This window comes from Runella sp. CRIBMP (genome assembly GCF_009905605.1).
Taxonomy (GTDB): domain Bacteria; phylum Bacteroidota; class Bacteroidia; order Cytophagales; family Spirosomataceae; genus Runella.
In genome coordinates, this window is the sequence record NZ_JAAAKZ010000002.1 from 861912 (window position 1) to 887187 (window position 25276).

Below are 25276 nucleotides of genomic sequence, written 5' to 3' on the forward strand. Positions count from 1 at the left end.
AGGAGGATTTTTTTTATTGTTTTACATGTCACTTTATTGCAGTTTTTAAGTCATTGTTAAAGAACCCTTTCTTTAACCTACTTTGTCTCTTAAAATTTTAATCGCCAGTTTTGGTTTCTATCCAGAAACACACGGTATAGCACAAGCCGCCTATCAACAGGCTATGGGACTACATCGTTTGGGATATAGTATCACGGTAGTCACCCAAGTTTCTGAACAACCGTACGGCGTTCCTTTTGAGGTTATCGCCTTACCCCTATCTCCCAGCCGTTTACCCAAATTTGATGAAATAGAGGTGGGTAAAACCTACCAACAATTTCTGAAAGAATCCAACTTCGACGTTCTTTTTTTTCATTGTTGGGAAAGCTGGGTATCTGAGTTAGCCCTTCCGATTCTGAACCAAATTCAAGGTAAAAAAGTACTGGTAAGCCACGGCACAACGATTCACCTGCGGTATCCGGGTATCAAAGGCTGGCTGCGTTGGCTCCGCAATCGTCCAGCAGCTTGGCAGTTTTCTAAGAAACTTACCGCGTTTGATTATTATGTCTTTTTGAGTGAGAAACCAGATAGACAACGCCTCTTTGATGTTATCCAAGCAAAGCGACTTGGTCTTCATAACTTTAGCATTATTCCCAACGGGGCTCATCCTAGTTTTTTTCAGCAATCAAACACTGATTTTTGGGTAAAATTTGGGTTAAAGAAAGCGAGAATGCTGCTTTGCGTCGGCAATTTTAGCAGGGAGAAAGGCCAACGTGAGCTCATTAAGTGGTTTATTGAGATTTCTCCAAAGGATACGATTTTGGTATTGATTGGTAGTCATTTTAACGACTACTCTAATCACTTAAAAAAAGCCATCGGTGAGCGTTTAAACACCAATATTTTCTTGTTTGAAAAATTACCTCTCGAAGATATTCACGCGGCTTATTGTGCAGCCACCCTATTCGTGTCGGCTACATTTACCGAAGTTCAACCGTTGGTCTTACTAGACGCAATGGCCGTTGGCCTACCATTCTTATGCCGAGATGTAGGAGCCGTTTCGACCTTGGCAGGCAGCTTGTGTTTTAAGGATAAGAATGAGTTTAAGTTGTTACTGACACAGCTCTTAAGAAACCCATCTCCGAGGCAAAATTTCGGTAATAAAGGAAAAACAGCGGCTTTAACCATCTACCATTGGGATTTAATTGCTAAGTCTTATCAATCATTGATTCAACAGCTATCTTCTGCCCCAAATAATACTCAAAAAAACACTTAAGTGCTGAAAATCAACCGTAATCAACTTAGCCAATACACAAAAAAAGATGATTATTGTAAAACTTAGCGGCGGTTTAGGCAATCAACTTTTCCAATACGCCCTCGGGCGTCATCTATCGATTGTCAACCACACAGAATTGAAAATGGACACGTCCACTTTCTCCCAACCCTCTGGTGGAACCACTCGAACCTTAGCGTTGGATACCTTCAAAATTAGGGCAGCGCAAGCCAATAAAGACGAAATTAAGCTACTGGCAGGGGAGCCTAACCATATTTTCCAACGCGTTATCCGCAAAATCGGTTTTATGCCAATTTATTATTTCAAGGAGCCTCATTTTCATTTTTATCAGCCCGTTTTATCGCTTCTAGACGGTGTGTATTTGGATGGTTATTGGCAGTCGGAGAAGTATTTTGCAGAAATTGCAGACCTTATTCGTGAAGATTTAAAACCTATTATTTCATTCACGAATCAATATCAAACCTTCAAACAGTCCATTAATCAATGCGTTTCGGTAAGTGTCCATATTCGACGAGGAGACTACACAAAAACCTCAAAATCAAATCGTTATCTAAAACCGTGCGAAGCACTTTATTACCAAACAGCAATGGAATACTTAACAAAACGGATTTCAAATCCTGTTTTTTTTGTATTCTCTGACGACATCGAATGGGCAAAAGCCAATATACATTTTGACTTTTCAACGCAATATGTTGTGGGAAATTCGGCGCAAGAAGATTTGTTACTCATGGCCTCGTGTCAGCATCATATCATTGCCAACAGCACCTTTAGTTGGTGGGGCGCGTGGCTGAATCCGCACCCTGATAAAATAGTAATCGCTCCGCAGAAATGGTTTTCTACGGAGCGATTTGATACCAAAGATTTATTGCCAGAATCCTGGATTCGTCTCTGAATCCTATACTTTGACTTTGTGTTTGGCCATGTACTTCAAATAGTTAACGATCTCATCCAACTCTTTGTCGGACAAGTGCGTTAGGGCGGGCATTTTACACTCATTACGGAAAGAAGTCGGGGCTTTGACAAATTGTTTGATTTGGTCTACCTGCCAATATTCCGTAATACTTTTGGGATAATTAAGTTCAGGACCCATTTTTCCGCCTACTTTATTGAGCGAGTGGCAAGTCAGGCAGTTTACTTTAAATAATTCAAACCCTTTTACCTGCGTGTCGTCGTCTTTGGGAAACAGTACCGCCAATTCTTTGGAAGCCGCCGACAAGCTTATTTTGACCAAATTATAAGGCCATTTGTAAGTCACATCTTTGGCAGGTACATCGGTATAAACCACGTAAAACGGGGCTATTTTCATTTCATGGTCGCCTTTTTTGGGATTTATCCAGTCTTGACCCGCAGGCGCTTCCACATCAGAAATGGCCAAATACGACTTTTTTTGCAACACTTTCTCCAACGACATCGAAGGATTATACCCATCTTCGCATTCAAACACAATTTGCGTCTGCTTGAGGTCTAAACGCTTATAAGCGGGAATGAATTTATCCAATACCACCTGCAGGGGAATCGCTTTATACGATTTTGATTTGAAAAACACGGGATCTTCCTTCACTACCACCGTTTGGGCTTCGGGCAAAGAGACTTTAATGTCGGGCAAATATACACTCAAAGAATCTTTTGGGGGGGCTAAAACAACCACACTATCTACCGCCGTTGAATCTAGAGTTTTAGATTGATTATCAGATGTTTGAGAATGGGTACAACTTACAAAAGCAATCCCTAATCCCAAAGCAGCGAGTATAGTTTTCATTGAATGTATGGGTTTTGGTGGCACAGTGTGACGACGGTTTCTCAAAACTGTCGCTTCGGTTTCTCGAAACCGAAAGCACACAAGTTTTTGAGAAACCGAAGCGTTGGGTACTCAGGCCCAACAGCACCCTCAACGACACAATTATTTTATCGTAGAGAAGTCTGTTGCCTTCATATAGACAGACTCCACCTTGGCGGCAAGTTTTCCATTTTTCTCTGATTCGTCGCGGGCCTTTATCCATACTGGGTCAGCACGAAAAGCATCAAACGCTTTTTTACCAGCTTCTTCGCTAGGATGCGCCAAAATGTAAATCAGCGTATCGTCTTTTCCAGTTACCGTCCAGTAAGCGACGTTGGTCATGCCGTGTTTTTTAAACAATTTGAGAGTATGGTCACGAAAACGGGTCAACAAATCGGGCAATTTACCCGTGTTGGTAGTGTAAGTCCGCAACTCAAACACCCGCTCTTTTTTACTCTTAGATGACTTGATTTTGGGTGAAAAATCGGTTGCGTCCATAAAAATACTTTCTACTTTGGCCACAATTTTTCCGCTTACTTCCGATTCAGATTGTACTTTTTTCCATTCAGGGTCTGAACCGAAAGCCTTCCATGAAGCATCGCGAGCGGCGCGGTCGGGGTAAGACAGCACATAAATAAGTTTGTTTTCCTCGTGTAAAGGCACCCAATACCCTACGTTTGTCATGCCGTGTTTTTCAAAAATTTTGGTTGTATGGTCACGAAAACGGGTCAATAATGCCTCTAATCGGCCCGGGTGGGTGTAATAAATGCGGGTTTCATAGCAGCGGGTATCCTGGGCAGTGGCCGTCAACGTAGCGGCAAAAAGAAGCATAATGGAAAGAATTTGTTTAAACATAACAGCTTATTGGTTTATTTGCACTTATAAAAGACACAGCGTGTTGAGTTCTATGTTAGGCAAAGCAAGTTTTCTCATTATTTCTTTTTTGTTTTCATTGTAAGTTGGCCGCCCTAGAAAAAACTGCGCCATGTAAAGCGTAAAAAATGATTCGTAAACCATAAAATCTTCAAAAATGAACGCATTAATTCTCATCATCTGTGCTGTTTGTTTCAATTTCCAAGACTCCCTCGAAAAACAATTGGAAAAAATGGTGTGGAAAAATCGTGTCGTGGTAGTGTACTGTCCCAAGGCTTCGGATGCCGAATTTAAACTGCAAAAAAAGTGGCTGAGCGAGGTTGGTAAGGAGGTTATGGAGCGTGATTTACGTGTGATTGACTGCGTCGAAGCCAATTTATCGGCCGACGATGCCCTTCATTTGAAAGAAAGGTTTAAGTACACACCCAACCATTTTTGTTTTTGGTTGATTGGCAAAGATGGCGAAATCAAACTCGTCAGCAATAAGCCCGTGAAGCCAGAGCAGCTTTTCGGACTCATTGATTCGATGCCGATGCGGCGTGCTGAGACGGGAAAGAATTAATCCCTCACGCACCGAAAACCCACGGTCGCATTGCGCTCAAAACCCTCGGAAACCCGCAGTAAAATCTGCTGATGCGTAAACGGTTGCGGGCCGCCCTGCACATACCACCAACTCGACTCAGGCTTAAAATAACTCCCCCCTTTAAGCATGATGTAGCGGTATTGGCCTGCTTGATATTCATCGTTGGTTAATTGCCAAACTACGCCTTGTAAATCTTTTAACCCCACTGGCGGACCAGCCGGCAGGGACTGAGCCGCACCGGCGGACCTGTCTACGGTTTGAAACCTTGCCGACGTTTTTGCCAACGAATCTTTTTCTGCCGCATATTGCCATTCTTTCTCCGTGGGTAGGCGCTTACCTGCCCATTTTGCATATGCTCTGGCATCTTCGAGAGATACATACACCACCGGTTTGTTTTCTTCACCTTTGGGGATTTGCCCGTTTTTCCAGTGCTTCAGGAAGTTGGCGGCATCTTTGGGCTTGTAGCGAGTGGAGGTCAGAAATTTCTTAAAATCGGTGTTAGAAACTAATTTTTTATCCATCAAAAAAGCGCTGATTTCATGCATTGTGGTGTCCTTTTCAGGATAGGGCAAAAACACATCTCCGTGCGTAGTAATGTGACGATAGCGGCCCGCAGGGATTTGAAGCTCGTTGTTTGGAGTGCCACTTAGAATAGATTTTGCTTCATGATGGGCACTAGGAGGTAAAAACTTTATTTTTTTTGCATCAACCCTAACACTGCCAGCCTGTAGCTCCAAAATGGATTCTTCTATGAGTTCCTGCTTATTTTTATCAAAAACCTGCACAACAATTTTACCCTCATAGTACCTTAGTTCTTCTAAATCACTAAGAACACAACCATAATTTGTTACAATTGGCTTTTTAACGTACATGGGATTTCCTTTCCATATTGTTACATTATAATTTGGAAGAAGTTCACCAGAACACCACAAGTCATTTGTCAAACCAAATGCTTCCTTCATTTCTGCCACACACCCTACTGCACCTTCATTATTTGTTCCCAAATATTTTTTATGAAAGGGCTCTGTTTCGACTTCGACATACCATTTGCCGCCCTGAAATACGGGGGTTAGTTCGCGATGATTCCATAAATCCACAAAATGATAGCCTTTTCGGGGTTGTACTTCAAACAATGGCCCTCTAAACCCTTCGGGAATTAGGCTAAAAATCGTGTAAAGTATTTTGGTAGAATCCTGCCATTTATTTACAAAAATTCCGTCGCGGGTTGTTGGGATAAGCGGCGTGTAATTAGTGTTTAAAAATACCGAGCTGTTTTCCCGCAAAATACGGGTGGTTTGACCTAAAAAGCGGTAATCTTCTTCGACCCAGTCGGGTGTGCCCGCCTGAAAAACGTTCAATTCCGTGCCATAGCCGTTGAAAAAACTCGTGGCAAATTCTCGACGAATACGCTCTTTGTACTGCTCGGCTACGCGAAAAATCGCAAATTCGGGTTTGATAAATTTATTGAGATTCAGCATTGGCGGGTAATACAATGCATTATGAACGCGCCCCGCCACAATACCTGGCATGTCTTTCGGTATCGCCATACCTTCGCTGTACATCACCACGCCCTTTTTGACTTGGTCGGCGGCTTCTTGCAATTCTTTACTGCTGCTACCGCGCGTGTCGAGCACCACACCGTCGGCCTGAGTAGCTGCGATGAGGTCCGAAAGTCCCTTCAGATGCGCTTTGGGATTGTTGGCATCGCGGGTAGATTCATCCCACGGATTATAACACAAAAACAATTTTGTGCCTTGCGCCCGCAACTCATTTCCCATTTTTTTAATGTTCGGCAACCCGCCAGGCAAGTCGCTGAACAAATCAAATTGATTCCGCTGGTCTAAGCCTAGCGTGGGCCAGGTAGGCCAAATGCCAAGCACATCGTCGCCGCCGTAGAGGACTTTACCGCGTTTGATAAAATCGTTGATTCCTTGCCCCCATTTTACCCCCAACGAAAAACGCTGGTCCCAAGCCATCATCAAATGAATGACATAACTCTTACGAATCCACTGTAAATCAGGCCGTTGAAAAAGATAATTATCAAACTGAGCCACGTCAAACAGCTTTCTTTTTTGGAACATCTGCCGTAGTCCTTCCTGCCAATCTCCCGTATAGGTTTCTAGCCAAAGATGGTACGTAACGCTCCCTTTGGGCGGCAGAATGGTCTCAAAACGGCGGCGGGTAGCATTTTCCCATTTGACACGCCGCATCAATGCACACGTATTTTTGTCGACCATGTTTACGGCCGAAAATCCCAACTCCCACGCATTATCGGGCAAGATTACATTGACGGGTGCAAAACCAGGTCGAAACAAATGCGCCCGCGACAACGAATGATTTCCCAACCCCGTGATATATACGTGTGATTTAGACTCTCCGAGTGGCACGACATTCCGAAGCCTTAATGTGTCGGTTGACGTATTTGTAAAGGTAATCACCGTATACCCATCTGACGGTTTGATTTGGTAGGTTACATTTAGCTTATTCTCCAAGACAAAATTCAGTTTTTCGTTTTCAGATTGAAAAACCGTGCGCTCAGTCGTAGCGTATTTGTCATTTAAGACGTAAGAAAACAACGGAAGCGATTGATACGCACGAATGGTAGAATCGCTTGTTTTCAACTGCTCAAGGCGTAAAAAACGATTTTCTACAAATGATGGCTGCCATTGAGCAATAGCACAAAAAGGCAAAAAGAGGACGGTTAGCAATAGTCTCATCAGCAACTTACTTTTTTGTGTAAAGATGCGTAGAGCCTTGCGTTTACCCATACTTTTTCACAAACTTAAAATGGGTCGGTTCCAAGCCTTTACTTTCGTAGAAACGATGCGTATCTACCCGTTTTTTATTGGCGGTTACTTCCAGAATTTTGAAATTTTCACGTTCAGCCACGTTCATTAATTCCTGAATCAGCAGACTTCCTACGCCTTTGGAGCGGTAATTGTCCACCACAAACATTTCCTGAATCTCTCCTACTTTACCACAATGATGGAGTAACCACTGCGTATGAACACTCGCGTAACCCACGCATTTGGCCTTATCAAAAGCCATAAAATAATGACAATCAGGGCTTTTTAGGTTTCTGTTGAAGATTTCGAGAAATGCGTTAAAATCCAATTTCTCTTCTTCCAACTCACAAAGGAAATTGTAGACAGTAATAACGTCGCTTTCGACGGCTCGTTGAATGTTAATGGTGGCAGACACAACGGTAAAATAAAAGTGAATCTATGATTACATCAAAACTCTTGCATCAGGTCAGACTCATACACCAGCGTTCCTTTGACGTTGCTGGAGGTAATGGAAACCATCGCTTCCGCCACCTTATCTGCGTCAATGGCTCGGTATTTGGCAGGGATAATGAATTGAAACAGTTTTGAGAGCCACTCGCCCGCTTTTTCGCCAAAACGGCTCTCTTGACGCGAACCCACCAACAGGGAAGGGCGGAAAATAAGTAGCGTTTCATAACCCAATTTTCGCAGCGATTCCTCCACTTTTCCTTTGACCTGATTGTAATAAAACAAAGAAGTATAGTCTGCGCCCATGGCCGTAATAATGGCAAAACGTTTGGCACCATTGGCCAAGGCTATTTTTGCGACTTCAATGGGATAGGTATAGTCTACCAGATAAAAAGCTTCTTTCGACCCCGCTTTTTTCATGGTGGTCCCAAGACAACAAAAAATATCATCTGCTTCAACAAGTGCCGCATCTGGATGGTCAAAATCAAAAATGATACTTTCCAATTTGGGATGGCTACCCGTAAAAGGCTTACGTGTCAGCACTTTGACATGACTGTATTTTTCAGAAGCCAATAGCTTTGCTACCACCTTCGCTCCTACCAAACCTGTAGCTCCAATTACTAACGCACTACGTTTTTCGGAGGTCATCATTGTATAAATGTTTAGGCATTCCTGACGATAATTAGGCTGTATCTGACCAACTCTCTTTATTACTATTTAATATGGATTCGTGTCAATTATCTAAATTCTTTGCGTTTATATTTTATTCCTATGGTAACAATTGAAGTAAAATGCAAAAAAAAAGGGAGTTGTAAAAGCATCCTCCCAATAATTTATTAAACGGTGCATGACCTAGAAATCAAATTCTAATACTTCTTCGTCATTCAGTAAAAGCTTGGTTAGTTTGTCGTGTTTACGCTCTGGTCCCTGAATCGCCCATGTCCCACTGATGGTGTTACCAACCCGATTTTGCACCCCGCGTTTTGCATCTAGCCCCAATTCTTTGAAAAGGCTTTCGTAATTTTTCAACGTTTTTTGTTGATACTTACAAACAATGCGGTAGGTACGAAGCTGATTATGACGATTTATGATGTCTTGAATCGGAACGAGCGCGTACAACACAAAAAGTACCAATATAGACGAGGCCAAGGCGATTTCATAGTAACCGATACCCACGCACATTCCCAACGCCGCCGTAGCCCAAGCCGTGGCGGCCGTTGTAATACCCGAAACACGGTTGCTCTCCCGGAAGATAATGCCGCCGCCGATAAAGCCAATGCCCGTTACAATGTTGGAGGCTATCCGTCCCGCATCTCCCCCTAATTTGGTTGAAATGACCGTAAAAAGCGTCGAACCAATGGCAATCAACATCATTGTTCGCAACCCCGCCGATTTGCTATGGTATTCACGTTCTAACCCAATCAGCGCGCCTAACCCCGCTGCAATCAATAGTCTTATAATATCTTCAGTAAAAAAAAAGCTCATTTTCATGTGAGGTTTTCCCTCATAATCAGTTATGTACCTCTTAAATCATTATTTACCCCAATTTATTGATTCATTAATTCTTCAATTTCCTCAGCTTCAATAGGTATGTGTGCCATCAGGTCAATGTTTCCGTCGGCAGTAATCAAAATATTGTTTTCGAGCCGAATCCCCAATCCCTCTTCTTTGATGTAAATACCGGGTTCACACGTAAAAACCATGCCAGGCGCAAAAGCACGGTAGCGACTCCCCACATCGTGAACATCCAACCCCAACAAATGGGAAGTTCCGTGCATAAAATACTTCTTGTAAGCTGGCCAATCGGGGTCTTGTTTCTCAATGTCCTGCTTGGTCAACAACCCCAAGCCCAACAACTCACTTTCCATGATTTTGGCCACTTCTGCCTGATACGCATCGGGCATTGTACCCGTCACGAGCATCCCCCGCGCAGCTTTCATTACCCGCAATACCGCATCGTATACCTCCCGCTGACGCGGTGTAAAACGACCATTAACGGGAATAGAACGCGTCAAATCGGCATTGTAATTGGCGTATTCGGCCGCTACATCCAACAGCAAAATATCTCCCGCTTTGCATTGTCGATTGTTTTCAATGTAATGTAGCACGCACGCATTTTTTCCCGAGGCAATGATGGGACTGTACGCAAAGCCTTTAGAACGCTTTCGGGTAAATTCATGAATAAACTCGGCCTCAATCTCGTATTCCCACACCTCAGGTTTGACAAAATTCAAGACCCTTAAAAATCCATCGCGGGTGATGTCAATGGCTTTTTGAAGTTGATTAATCTCCTGCGGTTGCTTCACGGCGCGCAAATAATAAGTCAGCGGCGCCAACCGTTCCAATCGGTGCAAAGGATATCTTTCCTTAAAATCCCGAATGTAGCGCGCATCCCGCGTTTGAACTTGTGCGTCGCTACGGGCGTGTTCGTTGGTGTTGAGGTATACATTGTCGGCCTCAAAAATCAACTGACTAAATATCAATTCAAACTGGTGAGTCCAATAAATCCGCTGAATACCTGACACTTGCGTTGCCTGTGCTTTGGTTAGTTTTTCACCTTCCCACACGGCAATAAGCTCATTTGTTTCGCGCAAAAAAAGCAATTCTCGAAATTTAGGATCGGGGTGATCGGGAAATAATACCAGAAGGGTTTCTTCTTGATCAATTCCTGATAGATAAAACAAATCCGAATTTTGCTTAAAACCCATGGTTCCGTCGGCATTGGTTGGCATGGGGTCATTGGCATTCAAAATCACCAAGCTTTTGGGCTTCAACAACTTATAAAGACGTTGGCGATTTTGAATGAATAGCTGAACATCTATCGGTTCGTAACGCATTCTTTTATAGCTTATTTCCTCTGTGTACCTTCGTTCCTCTGCAGCAGGTGTTCCTGTGGTTTTAATTAATTTAACCACAGAGGAAAGGAAGTTCACAGAGACTAAATTTTAACACCTTAACCCTTCAATTTCGGCGATTGTTTTGGGGATGGGCTCACCAATCAATTTTGCACCATCGGCCGTAATCACATAATTGTCCTCAATTCGCACCCCGCCAAAATCAAAATAGGATTTCAGCTTATCGTACTTGATGAACTCCTTAAATTTCCCTTGGCTTTCCCACAATTGAATCAGTTCTGGTATAAAATAAGTACCTGGCTCAATCGTCAGCGCAAATCCCGCTTCGAGTTCTTTGGCCAATCGTAATGACTTCAAACCAAGCAAATTGCTACGTTCTAGTCCCTCACGGTAACCTATATAGTTTTCGCCCAGATTTTCCATATCGTGAACATCCATCCCAATCATGTGCCCAACGCCATGGGGCATAAAAAGAGCTGGCACGCCCAACGCTACCATTTCGTCTACATCTCCTTCCAGCAAACCAAGGTTTTTTAAACCTTCAGTCACCGTCCGCCAAGAAATCAAATGACAATCAAGGTACTTCACACCTGGACGCAACGCATTGATAACGTTCATATTAGCGTCCAGTACAATCTGATAAATTTCTTTTTGTTTTTCGGTAAATGTTTTGTCAACGGGCCACGTGCGCGTAATGTCGCCTGCGTAATACGTGGCCGTTTCGGCCCCAAAATCACCCAACACAAGTCGGCCGCTTTCGAGGCGATTGCCATGATAATGATTGTGGAGCGTTTGCCCATCTACCGACAAAATAATGGGGTATGCCAAATCCCCACCCCCGCTCCTCGCCGTGCCATGTACCGTGCCTACTACCTCGTATTCGTATTTGCCAATACGGGTAGCGCGAATCGCATTTAGGTGCATCTGTCCCGAAATGTTGACGGCTTTATCCATCTCAATGATTTCGTGATCCGTTTTATAGGAACGTTGGTTGATGACCGCCATAATAAATTCCAATGACGCTTTTTGGGGAATTTCGGCCAGCGACCAGCCCGTCAAGTGATGAAGTTTCAGGGTATGCTCAGGACGATACGGCGGCAGAAAATGTACTGCACGGCCCGCGCTTAGCGCGCCTTTGAGGGTAGCTTCAAGGGCAGATTTCGGAAGAGTTTTGGCCACGCCTACCCTCCCTGCCTGTTCTTGCAAAGAAGGCTGCGGCCCCGCCCAAATCACCTCATCCATCGTAATTTCATCCCCCACAATCCATTCCTCGCCCGAGTCAGCGTCGATAATGGCCGCCAGTCCAACTTTATCCAATCCAAAGTAGTACAGAAAGGTGCTGTCTTGTCGAAAATGATAGGTATTATCGGTATAATTCATCCCCGATTCTTCATTTCCTAAAAATAATAATAGACCGCTTGAAACCTGATTTTTGAGTTTAGCGCGGCGCGAAGCGTAGGTATTAGTTGAAAACATTTGTATTCTTTTGTGAAAAAATTGTGAACTTTGTGTGATTTTTTAGCAATTTTAGGGAATCATACGTTTTCTTAACTTACTTAAGATGAAAAAAATTTGGACGACGATAGCGGCGGTGGCGATGCTGTCTTTTTCATATAGCTGTTTGGCGCAGACAAAGTACTGGATTTTTCTGAAAGATAAAAATACGACCGATGCGCCAGCAATTTCACCAAAAACGCTGCAAAATCGTCTCCAGCAAGGGCTTACTTTATTTGATGAAACGGATTTGCCCATAAAGAAAGAATATCTTCATCAGCTACAAACAACTGATTGTCAACCAATAAACATTTCTCGCTGGTTCAATGCTGTTTCGGCTCGCCTTACTGCTGAACAATTGCAAGCCGTTAAGTCGCTTCCCTTTGTCAGCAAAATACAACCCATCAACGGCCAATTTTACATTGCCAAAACCCAGGCCAATCGCCGCTCTGCGATGGCCCCCGTCATGACGCAGGTCCAAGCCGACGAATTTAAAAAAGCGGGCCTGAACGGAAAAGGAATCACCATCGGCGTCATTGACGCGGGATTTCTGGAAGCTCCCACCAATAATCTCCTAAAACACATTTTTGACCGCAAAGCCATCTTGGATAAGCGTGACTATGTTAACCCACCGTTAACGTATTCTGATAAATTTTACACCACTGCCGAAACCTTCTCTGACTTTCACGGAACCGAAGTGATGAGCGCCATTTCGGGGGCCAATCGTTCCGAAAGCGCCCAAAACGGCTTAGCGACCGAATCCCAATTTTACCTTGCCCGCACCGACCACGGAACCCGCGAATTTCGCGGCGAGGAAGACAACTGGGTAGCCGCAATGGAGTGGATGGACAGCCTTGGCGTACGTTTGATTAATACCTCATTGGGCTACGCCCAAGGGTTTACCGATCCCAACGAGAATTATCAAATCAACCAAATGGATGGCAAAACGAGCATCATCAGTCAGGCGGCGCAAATGGCGGCCGACAAAAAAGGTATCTTAGTAATCGTATCCGCTGGTAATGAAGGCGACGACCCAAGCTGGCGCATCATTTCCACTCCCGCCGACGCGCAAGGCGTGTTGGCCATCGGCGCTACCAATCAGCGATATTGGAACCGCATTGGTTATAGCAGCATCGGACCAGAGTTTTTGCCTTATCTAAAGCCCAATGTTTCCTGTTTTTCTTTATACGGCACGTCATTGTCGGCACCCGTTATTACGGGCTTTGCGGCGTGTTTGATGCAGGCCAATCCAACATTGACCAACAAACAACTCATCAATCTCATTGAGAAATCAGCGCATTTGTATCCCTACGGAAATAATTTTGTCGGTTACGGGGTCCCGTTGGCTTCGCGGGCATTGGCGTTGCTCCAAAATCCTGCCGAATCTGGCACCACCTACGCGCGGGAAATAAAAGCATCTGGCACATCGCACACCCTCAAACTGCCCGGAACCAGCGATATGGTTTCCGTTTTCCACAAAAAGAATTCAATGCATGTGCTAACACAGGAGGTAGTACGCCTCCGCGACAGCCAACTGACGATTCAACGGCAGGAAGGTGAAACTCACACCACCATTGACCTAAAAAGCGAAGTAATTGAGATAGTTTGGGAATAATACGTCTGATTTGTGACATATAACATCCCTCTTTTGGTAGTCTTACCAAAAGAGGGATGTTAGTTTTTATTATACCTGTGTCTAATCTTTCGACAAAGTAAACATCGGACGGTCGGTTCTTGACCATTCGCTCCACGAACCCACGTAGAGTTTGGGAATCTCCATTTCAGCATAGGCCATGGCAAGCAACGTATGACAGGCGGTCACGCCCGAACCGCAATGAACGATGACATGCTGGGCGTCTCTTCCATTCAAGGCTTCTGTGTATTTTTCTTTCAGTTCGGCGGGTGAAAGAAAAAATCCATTCGCGTCCAAATTGCTCGTAAAAGGGATATTGGCCGCACCCGGAATGTGCCCCGCAATCAAATCAATGGGTTCAACTTTTCCGTCAAAACGGTCTTTATCACGCACATCAATCACCAGATAATCAGCATCATTGGCTACTTTTTCCACTTCGTTGATGTCCGACAACGGCAACATCCATTGCAGTATTTCATAGGTTTTTTCGGGAGTAGCAGGCGTCTCTTCTCCTGAGCTGACAGGGAATCCAGCCTTTACGGCCGCATCCAACCCGCCGTCGAGCACTTGTACATTTTCGTGGCCGATGGCTTTCAGCATCCACCAAAAACGAGCGGCTGCATTTCCCCCGTTTTTGTCATCGTACACTACAACGTGCGTGTCGGGCCCGATGCCAAGTTGGGTCAACACTTGCGCAAATTGCGTAAGGTCAGGCAATGGATGGCGGCCTCCTTTTGAGGCATCTGCTGGCACATTGGCCAATTGTTTTTCCAAATCAACAAACAATGCTCCTTCTAAATGGCCGGCGGCGTATCTTTCTTTTGCTCCAGCTCCTGCCCGTGCGTCCACAATAACCAGATTTTTTTCCTGTACTGACGCGACCAATTCGGATGGCTTACTAATCGGAGATAACTTTTGTGGCATATCGTTCAGACGTTTGGGTTAATTCATAATATATACGCAAGTTAGGTACTGACTTTTGAATAAAAAAGGGTTAATTTAGGGTTAAAGGGTGTTTTTTTTAGGCTTCCGCAATTCAAATAAGCCCTCTGACTTTCTTATTCGGAGGCTTAGAACTTTTTTCTTCTTATCAGTTTACGGTGAGAATCAGCGCATTTTACGCTTTTGAAATAAACTTTCATCCAACGTATGAGCCACCTTCTGAATCGACGCCGTTTTATAAAACAGAGCAGTGCTGCCGCCCTCAGCCTTCCATTTCTGACAGGTTTTACGCGTAAAGTAGCCCCCAGCGACCGCTTGCGGGTAGCCCACATCGGATTGGGTGGTATGGGAACGCAACACCTGAAATGGTTTGCAGGGTTGCCAGAAGTAGAAGTAGCGGCGCTGTGCGACTTAGACGAAACGCATTTAGCCGCCGCTCAAAAAACCTTGTTGGGTTTACAACCCGACGCAAAAGTCCAATTATACAGCGATTTTCGTCGAATATTAGAACGCAAAGACATTGACGCCATCACCTGCGCCACGCCCGACCATTGGCACGCCCAAGTAGCAATCTTGGCGTTTGAAGCGGGAAAAGATGTGTACGGCGAAAAACCGCTGTCTTACAGCGTGCATGAAGGGCAAAAAATGCTTAAATCGCTCAAACGCCACGACCGAATTTTTCAGTTGGGCACCCAAATCCACGCAGGAGACAACTACCACCGCGTCGTTGAAATCATTCGTTCGGGAGCCATTGGAAACGTTCATACCGTGCGCCTTTGGAAACCTGGAGCACCGCCAGTACTTGGACCAGCCAACTATCAGGAACCACCGTCTACGCTCAATTGGGATTTTTGGCTCGGGCCAGCCCCTTATTCAAAATACACGCCCGAGCGGTGTCATTTCAATTATCGCTATTTTCTGGATTATTCAGGAGGGGTGTATCAGGATTTTTGGAGTCACATTGCCGATGTGGTCTGGTGGGCCATCAATCCCCAAAATCTTACTACCGTCAGCGCCAAAGGAGAAGTTGGAGAGGGTATTGGCGACACCCCCAAATGGATTGATATAGATTATCAGTTCGACAATCTCAAAATTTACTGGACTACCACCCCACCCAACGTGCCAGGAGCAGCCAATCGAGGCATTGGTGCCTATTTTGAAGGGGATAAAGGCACGCTTCTCTGTGATTATAACACCCGCGAAATTAACATCGGCGGAATGCTCATGAACGATGTCGAAACCGTTCCCCTCAGCATTCAGCGGTCGCCTGGGCATCAGCAAAATTTTGTAAACGCCGTAAAGACCCGTACTCAGCCCGAATCTAACCTCGAATACGCCCGTCAAATGACACTACCTATGCACCTTGGACTTATTTCGTGGCGTCTGGGGCGGGAGTTACACTGGAACCCAAAAAAGGAAAAATTCCGTCACGACGGCGAAGCCAATGATTTATTGTCACGCGAATATCGAAAAGGTTGGGACTGGATATAAAAAAACTAAGTCATAGGCATGTCAGAAATGAAGGATGCCGAAATGGAAAGAGAAAAATCTAAGAGAGAAAAAGGAAGTTTGATACAATGAAAAAGCCGCTGAGAGACCAACGGCTTTTTTCTTTTTTATGCAATTATAGTTAAAACGACGAAGCAGGTAAAAAAGTTTAGCCCTTGAAAAATAATCAAATAGTTTTTCATAAAATTGCAAAAACTTGATTCAACTCAAATTTTTGGCAAAAAATCACGGAAAATGCTCCAACAAACCATTTACGAAGTGCGCATCACCTACATCGGTTCGCTCAATAATTTACGCCAGCGCGAACCGTTTGTTACCTATTTTTCAAATCTGAAGAAAACCATTGAAAATATATCGTCGCAATTAGCCCTAAATGGCTGGCCGCTCAAAATCAATTATTCAGCGGTGTATCGGAGTTTGCAGGCCAAAGGAAAATACACATGTGATTTCGACGTGGCTGGCCATAAAGTATTCAAAATAACCATTACGCCCTATACATTAAACCCCACTCTGTCTACTTTGGGCATCGACGAAATGCCCATCGTAAAATCAAGATAAATGGTTAAGAAACCACGGGTGTCAATCCCATTTTTTTTCCTTCTTCGAGCATAAAAGCATAGGCAGGCTCGAAAACATTGGGGATAATCCCATCCAAAATCGCCTCACGTACCGCCGTTTTAATGACTCCGACTTCTGCAGAAGGTTTCAGGCCAAAGGCTTCCATGATAACCTCCCCAGTGATGACGGGCTGAAAATTTCGTATTTGGTCTCGGGCTTCGAGGTCGTAGAGTTTTTGTTCAACTTTGTCGAAATTCGACAGGTGTTTTTTGACTTTTTCGGGGTTTTTGGAAGTTATATCGGCCCGACAAAGGGTCATCAACGCCTCCAAATCGGCACCTGCATCAAACAATAACCGCCGCAATGCGGAATCAGAAATGGTCTCTTTCGACAGGGCGATGGGCCGCAAGTGAAGCCGAACGAGTTTTTGAACAAAGCGCATGTTTTCGTTCATAGGCAATTTCATTTGACGAAAAATGCGCGGTGTAAAGCGCGCGCCCAAATCTTCGTGACCGTGGAAGGTCCAGCCCACTTTTTTATCAAAACGCTTGGTGGCGGGTTTGGCTATATCGTGCATGATGGCTGCCCAACGCAACCAAAGGTCGTCGGTATGTTTGGAAATATTATCCAATACCTGTAATGTATGATAAAAATTATCCTTATGGCCTTTTCCGTCCTGATACTCAGCCCCTTGCAATTCTACAAATTCTGGAAATATTCGCTTTAAAATACCTGCTTGGTGCAACAATTTAAAGCCGTAGGAAGGCACCGCCGACAAGATGATTTTGTTAAGTTCGTCGTTGATTCTCTCTTTGGAAATAATATCAATGCGCTCGGCGGTTTTGACCAGACCATCAAAGGTATCGGGTTCAATGTCAAAATTCAGTTGAGTCGCAAAACGCACCGCCCGCATCATGCGCAACGGGTCGTCAGAGAAGGTAATTTCGGGGTCAAGCGGTGTGCGAATGAGTTTTCTGCGCAAATCATCGATGCCGTTGAAAGGGTCAATCAACTCGCCATAGTTGTCAGCATTTAGGCTGATACCCATGGCATTGATGGTAAAATCTCGCCGATTTTGGTCGTCGTGCAGGGTACCGTCTTCCACAATTGGTTTGCGGGATTCTGTACGGTAAGATTCGCGCCGTGCACCCACAAATTCAATGTCTAAATCATCCACCCGAAACTGCGCAGTGCCAAAATTCTTAAATACATTCACGTGTACGCCAAGCTTTTTGGCAACCGCCTCCGCCAACGCAATGCCACTCCCGATTGATACAATATCGATGTCTTTGGAAGGACGCTTTAAAATTAAATCACGTACATAACCTCCTATCACATAGGCGTCTACTCCAAGGTCTTTGGCAGATTGAGCGACAACGTTAAAAATAGAATGTTTATCTAAGACTTCACTAAAATTCATTCTTCCAAACTTTATAAGCTGCAAAGGTAGCATTTGTCGAACAACAAATTTGCTATTTATGCCCGGCGTTCACAAACTTTCGACCAGTAATGTGTGTTGCATTAAGTGCAAAGCATACTATTTAGTAAAATGGAAGAAATCATCAACCGCGTTGCCAAAAGCGGCCTCGTTACGTTAGATTTAGAAGATTATTACCACCCTGGGGCACGCGTACTTTACGACTTGAAAGAGAATCTCTTCATGGGAATGATTCTGAAAGAGAAGGATTTTCGAGAATTTTTGAAGAGCCACGATTGGTCGCAATACAAGGGCCAAAACGTTGCCATCACCTGTACAGAGGATGCCATCATCCCCACATGGGCGTATATGTTGCTAGCCCTACATCTAGAGCCTTATGCCAATTCGGTGGTTTTTGGAAACCTGAATGACTTGGAAGAAAAGCTTTATTTTGATGCCATCAACCACATCAATCCCGAAGACTATCGGGATGCCCGCGTCGTGGTAAAAGGGTGCAGCAAACACCCCGTACCTACCGCGGCATATGTAGAAATAACACGCAAATTACAGCCTGTGGCCCAAACACTTATGTTTGGTGAGCCATGCAGCACCGTACCTCTTTACAAGCGGCCAAAAAATACGCAAGAAGCGGTCAATGCTTAGCCAGAAAAAGGTCAGAAAGGCGTTCTTACGACAAATTTTCTGACCTTTTTTATCCAAAAACATACTGAGAGGCCAACATCGCCTGCGCCAGTTGTTGCTCGTCGATGGTCAGTTTTGCTTCTAACTGATTCAACTCGCTCACAACCAATTCCGTAGCCAAATTTCCTACCAGTTTATCTTCGGCCAGTGGGCAACCTCCAAAACCCCGAACCGCACAATCAATGCGCCTGACGCCCGTTTTGTAGGCGGCTCTTACTTTCTTGGCCACGTGGCTCGATTTAGCATGAAGATGCGCTCCAAATTCAACATTTGGGAATTTTTTGAGCAAATGTCCGTACAACGTTTTAATGTCATCGGTAGTACTCGTTCCGATGGTGTCTGAAGGGGCGATGATGTTGATGCCCATTCCCACCAAACGCTCCGAAAATTGCTCCACCAGCTCGGGGCTGTACGGGTCGCCATAATGATTCCCAAAACCCATCGAAAGATACACGACCAATTGTTTGTTGGCGTTCAAACACAGGTTTTGAATTTCGCTCACTTCCTCAAACGCTTGCGCAATGGTCTTATTTGTGTTTTTGTGTTGAAATGTTTCGGAGATGGATAATGGAAAACCTAAATACGTAATCTGCTCAAATATAGCCGCATCCTGCGCCCCCCTTAGATTGGCGACGATGGCGAGCAACTTGGTTTTTGTAGCAGACATATCCAATTTTTCGACCACCTCCGCCGTATCGCGCATCTGCGGAATGGCTTTGGGCGAAACAAAACTGCCAAAGTCAAGCGTGTCGAAACCTACCTGCAACAGACGATTTAAGTAATTTATTTTTGTTTCCGTGGGAACAAAATCGGTCAGCCCCTGCATGGCATCCCGTGGACATTCAATGAGTTTCACAGTGTATTGGTAAATAATGAAAAAATTCAATCAAGGTGTAAAAACAATTTAGCCTCCGCTGACGGGCGGAATGAGCACGATTTCGTCGTTGGAATGCAACAGGGTCGAATCGTCGGCGTATTCGGTATTGACGGCTACCCGTAGCGAAGTTAACTTCTGAAAATCAGGAAATTGAGCAATCAAAAACTGCTTCAAATCGGCTACGGTTGCTGAGTCAGACAACTGTACGGGCAATTCGAGCTGACCGATTATTTCTTTGGCAATCCCGAAGGATAGTATTTTAAGGTTCATTTGTACTAACTAAAATTTGTATAGTTTCTCAACATTTATCCTTTTAAAAACATTCATCGCAACTGCTCCACCACCCGTTTGAGGCTCTCCAAATTGTGGGCGGGCGCGTGCAAATCCAAGTGCGGCAACACCGCTTTAAGCGCCTTCACTTCGGGGCGATAATCAGGCGAACCCGCCAGCGGATTTAGCCAAATAACCCGGCGGGCTTTCCGACGAATGCGCTCCATATTCAGCGCCAAATCGTCGCCTTCACCCGTATCCATGCCATCGCTGATGATGAGCACAATGGTGCGAGAATTGAGCTTACGCATGGCGTATTCTTGTACAAACTCACGCAAAACGGCTCCAATATCAGTCCCCCCCGACCAATGTGGCACACGTTCGGTAAGATTTTCGAGGGCCTTGGTGTACTCCATTTCTTTTAAATCTTCGGTAATACGGCACAGGTGCGTGCTAAACACGAAGGTTTCGATGGATTGGTACAAATTCTGAAACGCAAACATAAACTGCACCCAAAAACGGCTGTAAAGCTCCATGGATTTGCTCACGTCGCAGAGGAGCACCAACCGAATTTTATTGCGGGCGGGACGGCGGTAAAATAAATCAATGATTTCATCACCTTTCCGAAAGTTGTTGCGCAGTACGCGCCGCAAATCCAACTGACCACCGCTACGAGCCGCTTCGTAGCGGCGGCTCATGGTTTTGGCCATTCGCTGCACCAAAGTCCGGATGATTTTCCGCGCTTCGTACAAATCTTCGTCGGTATACGAACCAAAATCTTTTTGTGAAAGCGGCTCGCCCAAACTATACGAGGCAAGTTCCTCCTGCTCGGGTTGACGGTTACCACTGAGCCAGTTTTTCAGGGCTTCAAACGACGCTTCACCGTTTTGGTTATTTTTCTTTTTTTTCGATTTGCTCTCTTCGGCGTCTTCTTTTATTTTGGAATCATCGGCTTTGGCAAGTTCTTTCCAATACTTTACATACAGCTCGTCAAACTCCCGAAGTTGTTTGCGGTTTTGGGGATAAATACTGCGCAATGCCAGATAAAACTGTACTTCGTCGCCCACGTTGATTTCGGCCAGTGCTTTGAGCGCATCTGCCTCACGGTCTGGCCCAACGGGCATACCACTCGCCCGCAAAAAACGGCTAAAGGCCACTATGTGCCCAGAGAGAGAAGTTTGTCGGGCGATGAGGTTATTTCTCATAAATCCACTTGAAAATGTCCTTAGGCAAGTCTTCAAAACGGCCTTCTGCTAAGGCAGGATTCGGTTCATAAGTTATTACATTTTCGGCGTTTTCGAGGTCTTCGCCAAAAAGTTCCCGTTCAAGAGATGACGTGTATTGTTTTTTCACCTGAATTAGCTTACAATCAGTGGGTTTACCCCAACGGTCATTGTCGGCCAATACCAGCTGAATCTTACGCCAATCATCATAAAAATACTCCTGCAACAACGGAATAATCTGGTCTCGCATGGCCTTGCAAAGTTGCTCAAATGTATCAATGTTCATCAAATACGCGTGCCCTATAACGTGGTCACGGTCGTGCAAAAATTCGATGCGTTCGTTGAGCGTGCGCAACAGTCGCCCTAAATCAGTAGTTTCAATAACCCTGCCTTCGAGCAGCGTTTCGTTGGGTTGACGCTCGGCAAAATGAAACCGTCGGCGCAGGGCCGTATCCAACAGGGCGATGGAACGGTCGGCAGAGTTCATTGTACCTAGAATGTACAAATTGGGCGGCACTCCAAAACGCTCCTGCGAATACGGCAACGTAACCCACAGCTCATTTTCAGCCCCCAACCGCTTAGACGGTTCAATGAGCGTGATGAGCTCGCCCAGCACCTTGGAGATATTGGCACGGTTGATTTCGTCAATAACCATAAAAACGGGCTCTGAGCGGTCAAATCTTGCTTTTCGGGTTTCGGCTGCATCCGTGATGCAACCTTCAAAACTTTGGTAATCTGCTTTCCGAAGCGCCTCCAAACAGGCCTCATAAAAAACCCCTTTCCTTACCCGATAGCTAATTTTATCACCGATGGTTTCGGGGCGGATTCCTTCCACAAACTCCTCATAACTAAAGGATTGATGGAAAGTGATAAATTTGTGTGAATACACTCGACAAAGCTGCTGAACTTCGTAGGTTTTGCCCGTTCCTGGCGGGCCATACAAAACGTAATTAAGAGGAATTAGAGGTTTTTCAACGGGTACTTTATACACTTCTTCCGAGTCTTTAAGCGTCGTTTTTCCACTCGTTATCTCATATCTTTTTTCTGCTAATCCCAACACTTCTGCGTTAAAGGCATCGTCTTCGGCAGCATGATAAACCGCATTATTGTGTAACTCGCGGTGGTTGGTCGAGGTGGCAATTTGTTTTAAATCCTGCAACGAATCAATCCAATGCTGCACAATACTTTCGTTTTGCCACAAATGCTTATCGGCGTATTTAATCCAACCCAGTGTATAATCAGATGTACTTTTATCCTCAAAAACGATCTTACTATTCTTCAACGGGGCTTTGTTCAAAAGCTCTTTTTTAAATAATAACCCAACTCCTACATTTTCCTTTTTTCCTGAAATCTGCAAGCAGGTGTGGTTATTTAGATTTGCCGTAATTCGGGGGTGCTTTTCACTGACGGTAAACGCAATTTGAGACGAGTTGGGAGGCAGGTCTAAGCTGTCAATCATCTCCTTCAACAACTTAAAAAAGCGCCGAACTGCGTCGTATTGGTTTATACGACGAATCTGCTTGATCAAAATATCACGCTCGGTGACTGTACTTTTCATAATATAGAATCTACTTCCAGAACTTCCCATTCTTCTGCAAATTACAAAACTCCCGTAATTTTGCAGTAAATGCCGCCCAAACACCCAATAACTTTACGCTAGTCAAAGGTAAAAACGGTTTTTATGACGCTAATTTACGTTTTTGAAGAAATAACTTATCCTTTTGAAAATCGTTTACGTTAAAGAGTAACCCAGTTGCACGTCATTCTTTTGCCATCAATCCCATCCCAATAAATATGCCTATTCGATTGCTGTTCTTTTGTCTTTTTCCACTCGTTTCCTACGCCCAAACTTTTTCGTATGGCCGATTTGTTGCCCGAAATCACGCCGTTGTATGGACCGAGAAATTTGAAATTAAAGACATGGATGAGCCTATCATCGTTGATGCCGTCAAAGAGCAATTGAGAGGCAAAGAATACGTTCGTTTTGACACCCTTCAACAACACGAAATTGTGAGCGGATGGCTCATCAATCCTCACGCTTCGTCCATTGTCAAAGCCCGATTTAGAGTTGATATTTTGTACGAAGGATACGTAGTGGCCGTCAGTGAAATCATTGAATCAGCCCTAAATAAAGAAGCACCCCTCGAAAACTGTCTGTTAAAAAGCGACGGAAGGTTTATTGAAAATCCCCCCAAACGAGCTGAAACGTTAGACAGTTTTTTGATAAAGCTGTTTGAAATAAAGCAGTAGTTCTTCTGTCCAGAAATAATCAAGGCAGATAAAAAAACGCAAAACGGATGCTAATATCAGTCTGAAGTAAAACTTAGTTTGTTAAAACAGCAGTTTGGAACATGGCTCAGTCTTATGGCTGATTATCAATCTAATCAGACTCATTGATAATGTTAGAAGTGGAGTATAACTTTGCCAATTTTCTGCTATTTTTGTAAAGCATCTTAAATGACTTTTGCAATTACAACTAATCGGGTGTTCGTGGTTATTGACCTTTTTGTTTTTCTGCCTTTCTCTTAAACTGTAAGGTTATGCTGTTAGCTTTGATCTTTACCGCCTTAGCAATATGCTTGATTTTTGGAGAATGGCCAGGCCCTCACCGCTTTGACGTCCATTCAGAAACCGAATCCCATCAAGAAGCAGAAGTCTACATCGAGCGCAAAAGCCGTCTTAGTACCGTTGATACTAATGGAATGCCTGCATTTATGTCGGATGACCTAGCGGTGTACTTTTTAAAACCAGCCCCTGAAGTGATGGAAAAGACCCGCGAGGGCTGGCTTAGAAGCCTTTCGCTTCGCCACGAAAAAGGCGAATTGACCGACAGTGAATTCAGCGAAGAAATCAATAGATGTTTGGACCAAACGGCAGCTCATTCCTAAAATACCCCTTGGAGAAGATTTTAAAAGATTTCCTGATATTGGAACTGACAAAATGCAAAAAACCGCTTTACGTTGCCGTAAAGCGGTTTTTTTTGTGACGAAGAGGAGACTCGAACTCCTACAGGCTAACGCCCACTACCCCCTCAAAGTAGCGTGTCTACCAATTCCACCACTTCGCCATTTCCTTTGTTTGGGGTTGCAAAAGTAGTTGTATGAAAATTAATTCGCAAGTTTTAAGCCAAAGAAATTAACTTTTCTATCGCCAGTCTAATGTTTTCGCGTACTTCTACGATGTTTGCTTCCATCATATAGCACGGAGCCGTAATGATTTTCAGGTCTTTATCGACCGCTACCTCACGCACCGACGCCATTTCGGCTACCTGACCAATGGACTCCATTCCCGCCGAAATCGCGGCAATGTCGTACGGAGATGCTTCTGCGGTGGTCCCAACACTCAAGTGGGCATGAAATTCGGTTCCTTCCAGCGCCTTGGCAATCGTGGTTGGGCTCATGCACAAACCCGCAATAGGTTTGCCCTGACGCACCAAAGCCACAATTAACGTTTTGACCGACTCCAAGATTGGGCCAGACGGACCTTCAAAAGCCCATTTGGTGATGTTTTTGGCCGTACCAAATCCGCCCGGCATTACCAATCCGTCCAACTCACTAGTGTTTACATCTACAATGTCTTTGATATTTCCACGTGCAATACGGGCCGATTCAATCAGCACATTACGGGTTTCGGGCATTTCTTGCCCTGTCATGTGGTTCAAAACATGATGCTGATTTATGTTTGGGGCAAAACATACCGCCTCAGCTCCAACTTCTGCAATCGCTAAAAGTGCAAAGACGGATTCATGGATTTCGGAACCGTCAAAAACGCCATTTCCGTGCAAAAGAACACCAATTTTTTTCATTTCATTACAGTGATTTTACGTCCAAATATAGAAGAAGTAGCCCATTATTTGCAAGCACAAAAGGCAAAATCAAACTCCTTAAAAAGCCCAGTGTCCACTTTTCAAAGGATTGCTATAAAAAATAAAACAGAATAGTGATGAAAAAATAAAAACGAATAGTCCAAATAACATAGTTAGTTGTAACGATTTTGTATCTTTTGGAGACAGTAAATATAATTTAGTTTGAAAAGGATGGTATTCAAGTATCATCCTTTT

The 25276-nt window shown here is 44.4% G+C and carries 24 protein-coding genes and 1 tRNA gene; 9 read left to right on the forward strand and 16 right to left on the reverse strand.

Features of this window, described 5'->3' with window-relative positions; all coding sequences use genetic code 11:
• Positions 1 to 82: 82 nt before the first annotated feature.
• Positions 83 to 1252: a glycosyltransferase family 4 protein gene (locus GVN20_RS08705; protein WP_166557931.1), complete on the forward strand. Its 1170-nt coding sequence runs from the start codon at positions 83 to 85 to the stop codon at positions 1250 to 1252.
• A gap of 46 nt (positions 1253 to 1298) precedes the next feature.
• Positions 1299 to 2162 carry an alpha-1,2-fucosyltransferase gene (locus GVN20_RS08710; protein ID WP_166557932.1) on the forward strand — a complete coding sequence of 288 codons (864 nt, stop codon included), beginning with the start codon at positions 1299 to 1301 and terminating at the stop codon, positions 2160 to 2162.
• Positions 2163 to 2165: 3 nt separating this feature from the next.
• On the opposite strand, the gene GVN20_RS08715 is transcribed toward GVN20_RS08710, so the two are convergent.
• Both GVN20_RS08715 and GVN20_RS08720 read right to left on the reverse strand, forming a co-directional pair.
• Positions 2166 to 3029, reverse strand: a complete 864-nt coding sequence (locus tag GVN20_RS08715; RefSeq protein WP_166557933.1) for a cytochrome c — start codon at positions 3027 to 3029, stop codon at positions 2166 to 2168.
• Between the two features lie 141 nt (positions 3030 to 3170).
• A complete protein-coding gene (locus GVN20_RS08720; RefSeq protein WP_166557934.1) occupies positions 3171 to 3902 on the reverse strand; it encodes an NIPSNAP family protein in 732 nt (243 codons plus the stop codon).
• A gap of 175 nt (positions 3903 to 4077) precedes the next feature.
• Between GVN20_RS08720 and GVN20_RS08725 the strand changes: the two genes are divergently transcribed.
• Complete coding sequence (locus tag GVN20_RS08725; protein ID WP_166557935.1) at positions 4078 to 4482, forward strand: DUF4174 domain-containing protein; 405 nt, start codon at positions 4078 to 4080, stop codon at positions 4480 to 4482.
• Here GVN20_RS08725 and GVN20_RS08730 read toward each other — a convergent pair.
• The 6 genes from GVN20_RS08730 to GVN20_RS08755 form a co-directional block, all read right to left on the reverse strand.
• Positions 4479 to 7220 carry an SUMF1/EgtB/PvdO family nonheme iron enzyme gene (locus tag GVN20_RS08730; RefSeq protein WP_166557936.1) on the reverse strand — a complete coding sequence of 914 codons (2742 nt, stop codon included), beginning with the start codon at positions 7218 to 7220 and terminating at the stop codon, positions 4479 to 4481. The genes GVN20_RS08725 and GVN20_RS08730 overlap by 4 nt on opposite strands.
• Positions 7221 to 7263: 43 nt before the next feature.
• Positions 7264 to 7704, reverse strand: coding sequence for a GNAT family N-acetyltransferase (locus tag GVN20_RS08735; RefSeq protein ID WP_166557937.1), 441 nt, complete (start codon positions 7702 to 7704; stop codon positions 7264 to 7266).
• A 32-nt stretch (positions 7705 to 7736) separates the two neighbouring features.
• Positions 7737 to 8387, reverse strand: a complete 651-nt coding sequence (locus GVN20_RS08740) for an NAD(P)H-binding protein (protein ID WP_229599006.1) — start codon at positions 8385 to 8387, stop codon at positions 7737 to 7739.
• Positions 8388 to 8588: 201 nt separating this feature from the next.
• Positions 8589 to 9221 (reverse strand): MgtC/SapB family protein, encoded by a 633-nt coding sequence (locus tag GVN20_RS08745; protein WP_114065111.1) that lies wholly within the window; start codon positions 9219 to 9221, stop codon positions 8589 to 8591.
• A gap of 62 nt (positions 9222 to 9283) precedes the next feature.
• Positions 9284 to 10573, reverse strand: coding sequence for an aminopeptidase P family protein (locus tag GVN20_RS08750; protein ID WP_166557938.1), 1290 nt, complete (start codon positions 10571 to 10573; stop codon positions 9284 to 9286).
• A 108-nt stretch (positions 10574 to 10681) separates the two neighbouring features.
• Positions 10682 to 12067, reverse strand: coding sequence for an aminopeptidase P family protein (locus GVN20_RS08755; RefSeq protein ID WP_166557939.1), 1386 nt, complete (start codon positions 12065 to 12067; stop codon positions 10682 to 10684).
• Between the two features lie 85 nt (positions 12068 to 12152).
• Between GVN20_RS08755 and GVN20_RS08760 the strand changes: the two genes are divergently transcribed.
• Positions 12153 to 13700, forward strand: coding sequence for a S8 family serine peptidase (locus tag GVN20_RS08760; RefSeq protein ID WP_166557940.1), 1548 nt, complete (start codon positions 12153 to 12155; stop codon positions 13698 to 13700).
• 81 nt (positions 13701 to 13781) lie between these two features.
• Here the strand turns inward: GVN20_RS08760 and GVN20_RS08765 are convergent, their stop codons facing one another.
• Positions 13782 to 14642 carry a sulfurtransferase gene (locus tag GVN20_RS08765; protein ID WP_166557941.1) on the reverse strand — a complete coding sequence of 287 codons (861 nt, stop codon included), beginning with the start codon at positions 14640 to 14642 and terminating at the stop codon, positions 13782 to 13784.
• Between the two features lie 225 nt (positions 14643 to 14867).
• On the opposite strand from GVN20_RS08765, the gene GVN20_RS08770 reads away from it, so the two are divergent.
• Positions 14868 to 16151 (forward strand): Gfo/Idh/MocA family protein, encoded by a 1284-nt coding sequence (locus GVN20_RS08770; RefSeq protein ID WP_166557942.1) that lies wholly within the window; start codon positions 14868 to 14870, stop codon positions 16149 to 16151.
• 252 nt (positions 16152 to 16403) lie between these two features.
• A complete protein-coding gene (locus GVN20_RS08775; protein ID WP_166557943.1) occupies positions 16404 to 16727 on the forward strand; it encodes a hypothetical protein in 324 nt (107 codons plus the stop codon).
• A 4-nt stretch (positions 16728 to 16731) separates the two neighbouring features.
• Here GVN20_RS08775 and GVN20_RS08780 read toward each other — a convergent pair whose 3' ends face one another.
• A complete protein-coding gene (locus tag GVN20_RS08780; protein ID WP_166557944.1) occupies positions 16732 to 18147 on the reverse strand; it encodes a CCA tRNA nucleotidyltransferase in 1416 nt (471 codons plus the stop codon).
• A gap of 129 nt (positions 18148 to 18276) precedes the next feature.
• On the opposite strand from GVN20_RS08780, the gene GVN20_RS08785 reads away from it, so the two are divergent.
• Positions 18277 to 18807 carry a DUF2480 family protein gene (locus tag GVN20_RS08785; RefSeq protein WP_166557945.1) on the forward strand — a complete coding sequence of 177 codons (531 nt, stop codon included), beginning with the start codon at positions 18277 to 18279 and terminating at the stop codon, positions 18805 to 18807.
• 49 nt (positions 18808 to 18856) lie between these two features.
• Here the strand turns inward: GVN20_RS08785 and GVN20_RS08790 are convergent, their stop codons facing one another.
• From GVN20_RS08790 to GVN20_RS08805, 4 genes are read right to left on the reverse strand one after another with little or no spacing between them, the layout of a single operon-like run.
• The gene (locus GVN20_RS08790; RefSeq protein ID WP_166557946.1) at positions 18857 to 19702 is read right to left on the reverse strand and encodes a hydroxymethylglutaryl-CoA lyase; all 846 of its coding nucleotides are present in this window, start codon (positions 19700 to 19702) and stop codon (positions 18857 to 18859) included.
• Positions 19703 to 19750: 48 nt separating this feature from the next.
• On the reverse strand, positions 19751 to 19993 hold the full coding sequence (locus tag GVN20_RS08795; RefSeq protein ID WP_166557947.1) for a MoaD/ThiS family protein: 243 nt from the start codon (positions 19991 to 19993) through the stop codon (positions 19751 to 19753).
• 53 nt (positions 19994 to 20046) lie between these two features.
• Complete coding sequence (locus GVN20_RS08800) at positions 20047 to 21198, reverse strand: VWA domain-containing protein (RefSeq protein ID WP_166557948.1); 1152 nt, start codon at positions 21196 to 21198, stop codon at positions 20047 to 20049.
• Positions 21188 to 22774, reverse strand: coding sequence for an McrB family protein (locus tag GVN20_RS08805; RefSeq protein ID WP_166557949.1), 1587 nt, complete (start codon positions 22772 to 22774; stop codon positions 21188 to 21190). Before GVN20_RS08805 ends, GVN20_RS08800 begins: the two co-directional genes overlap by 11 nt.
• Before the next feature lie 236 nt (positions 22775 to 23010).
• Here GVN20_RS08805 and GVN20_RS08810 point away from each other — a divergent pair, with 236 nt between their 5' ends.
• Positions 23011 to 23466 (forward strand): hypothetical protein, encoded by a 456-nt coding sequence (locus GVN20_RS08810; protein WP_166557950.1) that lies wholly within the window; start codon positions 23011 to 23013, stop codon positions 23464 to 23466.
• 290 nt (positions 23467 to 23756) lie between these two features.
• Positions 23757 to 24104 (forward strand): hypothetical protein, encoded by a 348-nt coding sequence (locus GVN20_RS08815; protein ID WP_166557951.1) that lies wholly within the window; start codon positions 23757 to 23759, stop codon positions 24102 to 24104.
• A gap of 95 nt (positions 24105 to 24199) precedes the next feature.
• Here GVN20_RS08815 and GVN20_RS08820 read toward each other — a convergent pair.
• Both GVN20_RS08820 and elbB read right to left on the reverse strand, forming a co-directional pair.
• Positions 24200 to 24283: transfer RNA gene (locus tag GVN20_RS08820), tRNA-Leu, on the reverse strand.
• A 54-nt stretch (positions 24284 to 24337) separates the two neighbouring features.
• Positions 24338 to 25021: an isoprenoid biosynthesis glyoxalase ElbB gene (elbB, locus tag GVN20_RS08825; protein ID WP_166557952.1), complete on the reverse strand. Its 684-nt coding sequence runs from the start codon at positions 25019 to 25021 to the stop codon at positions 24338 to 24340.
• Positions 25022 to 25276: the final 255 nt, after the last annotated feature.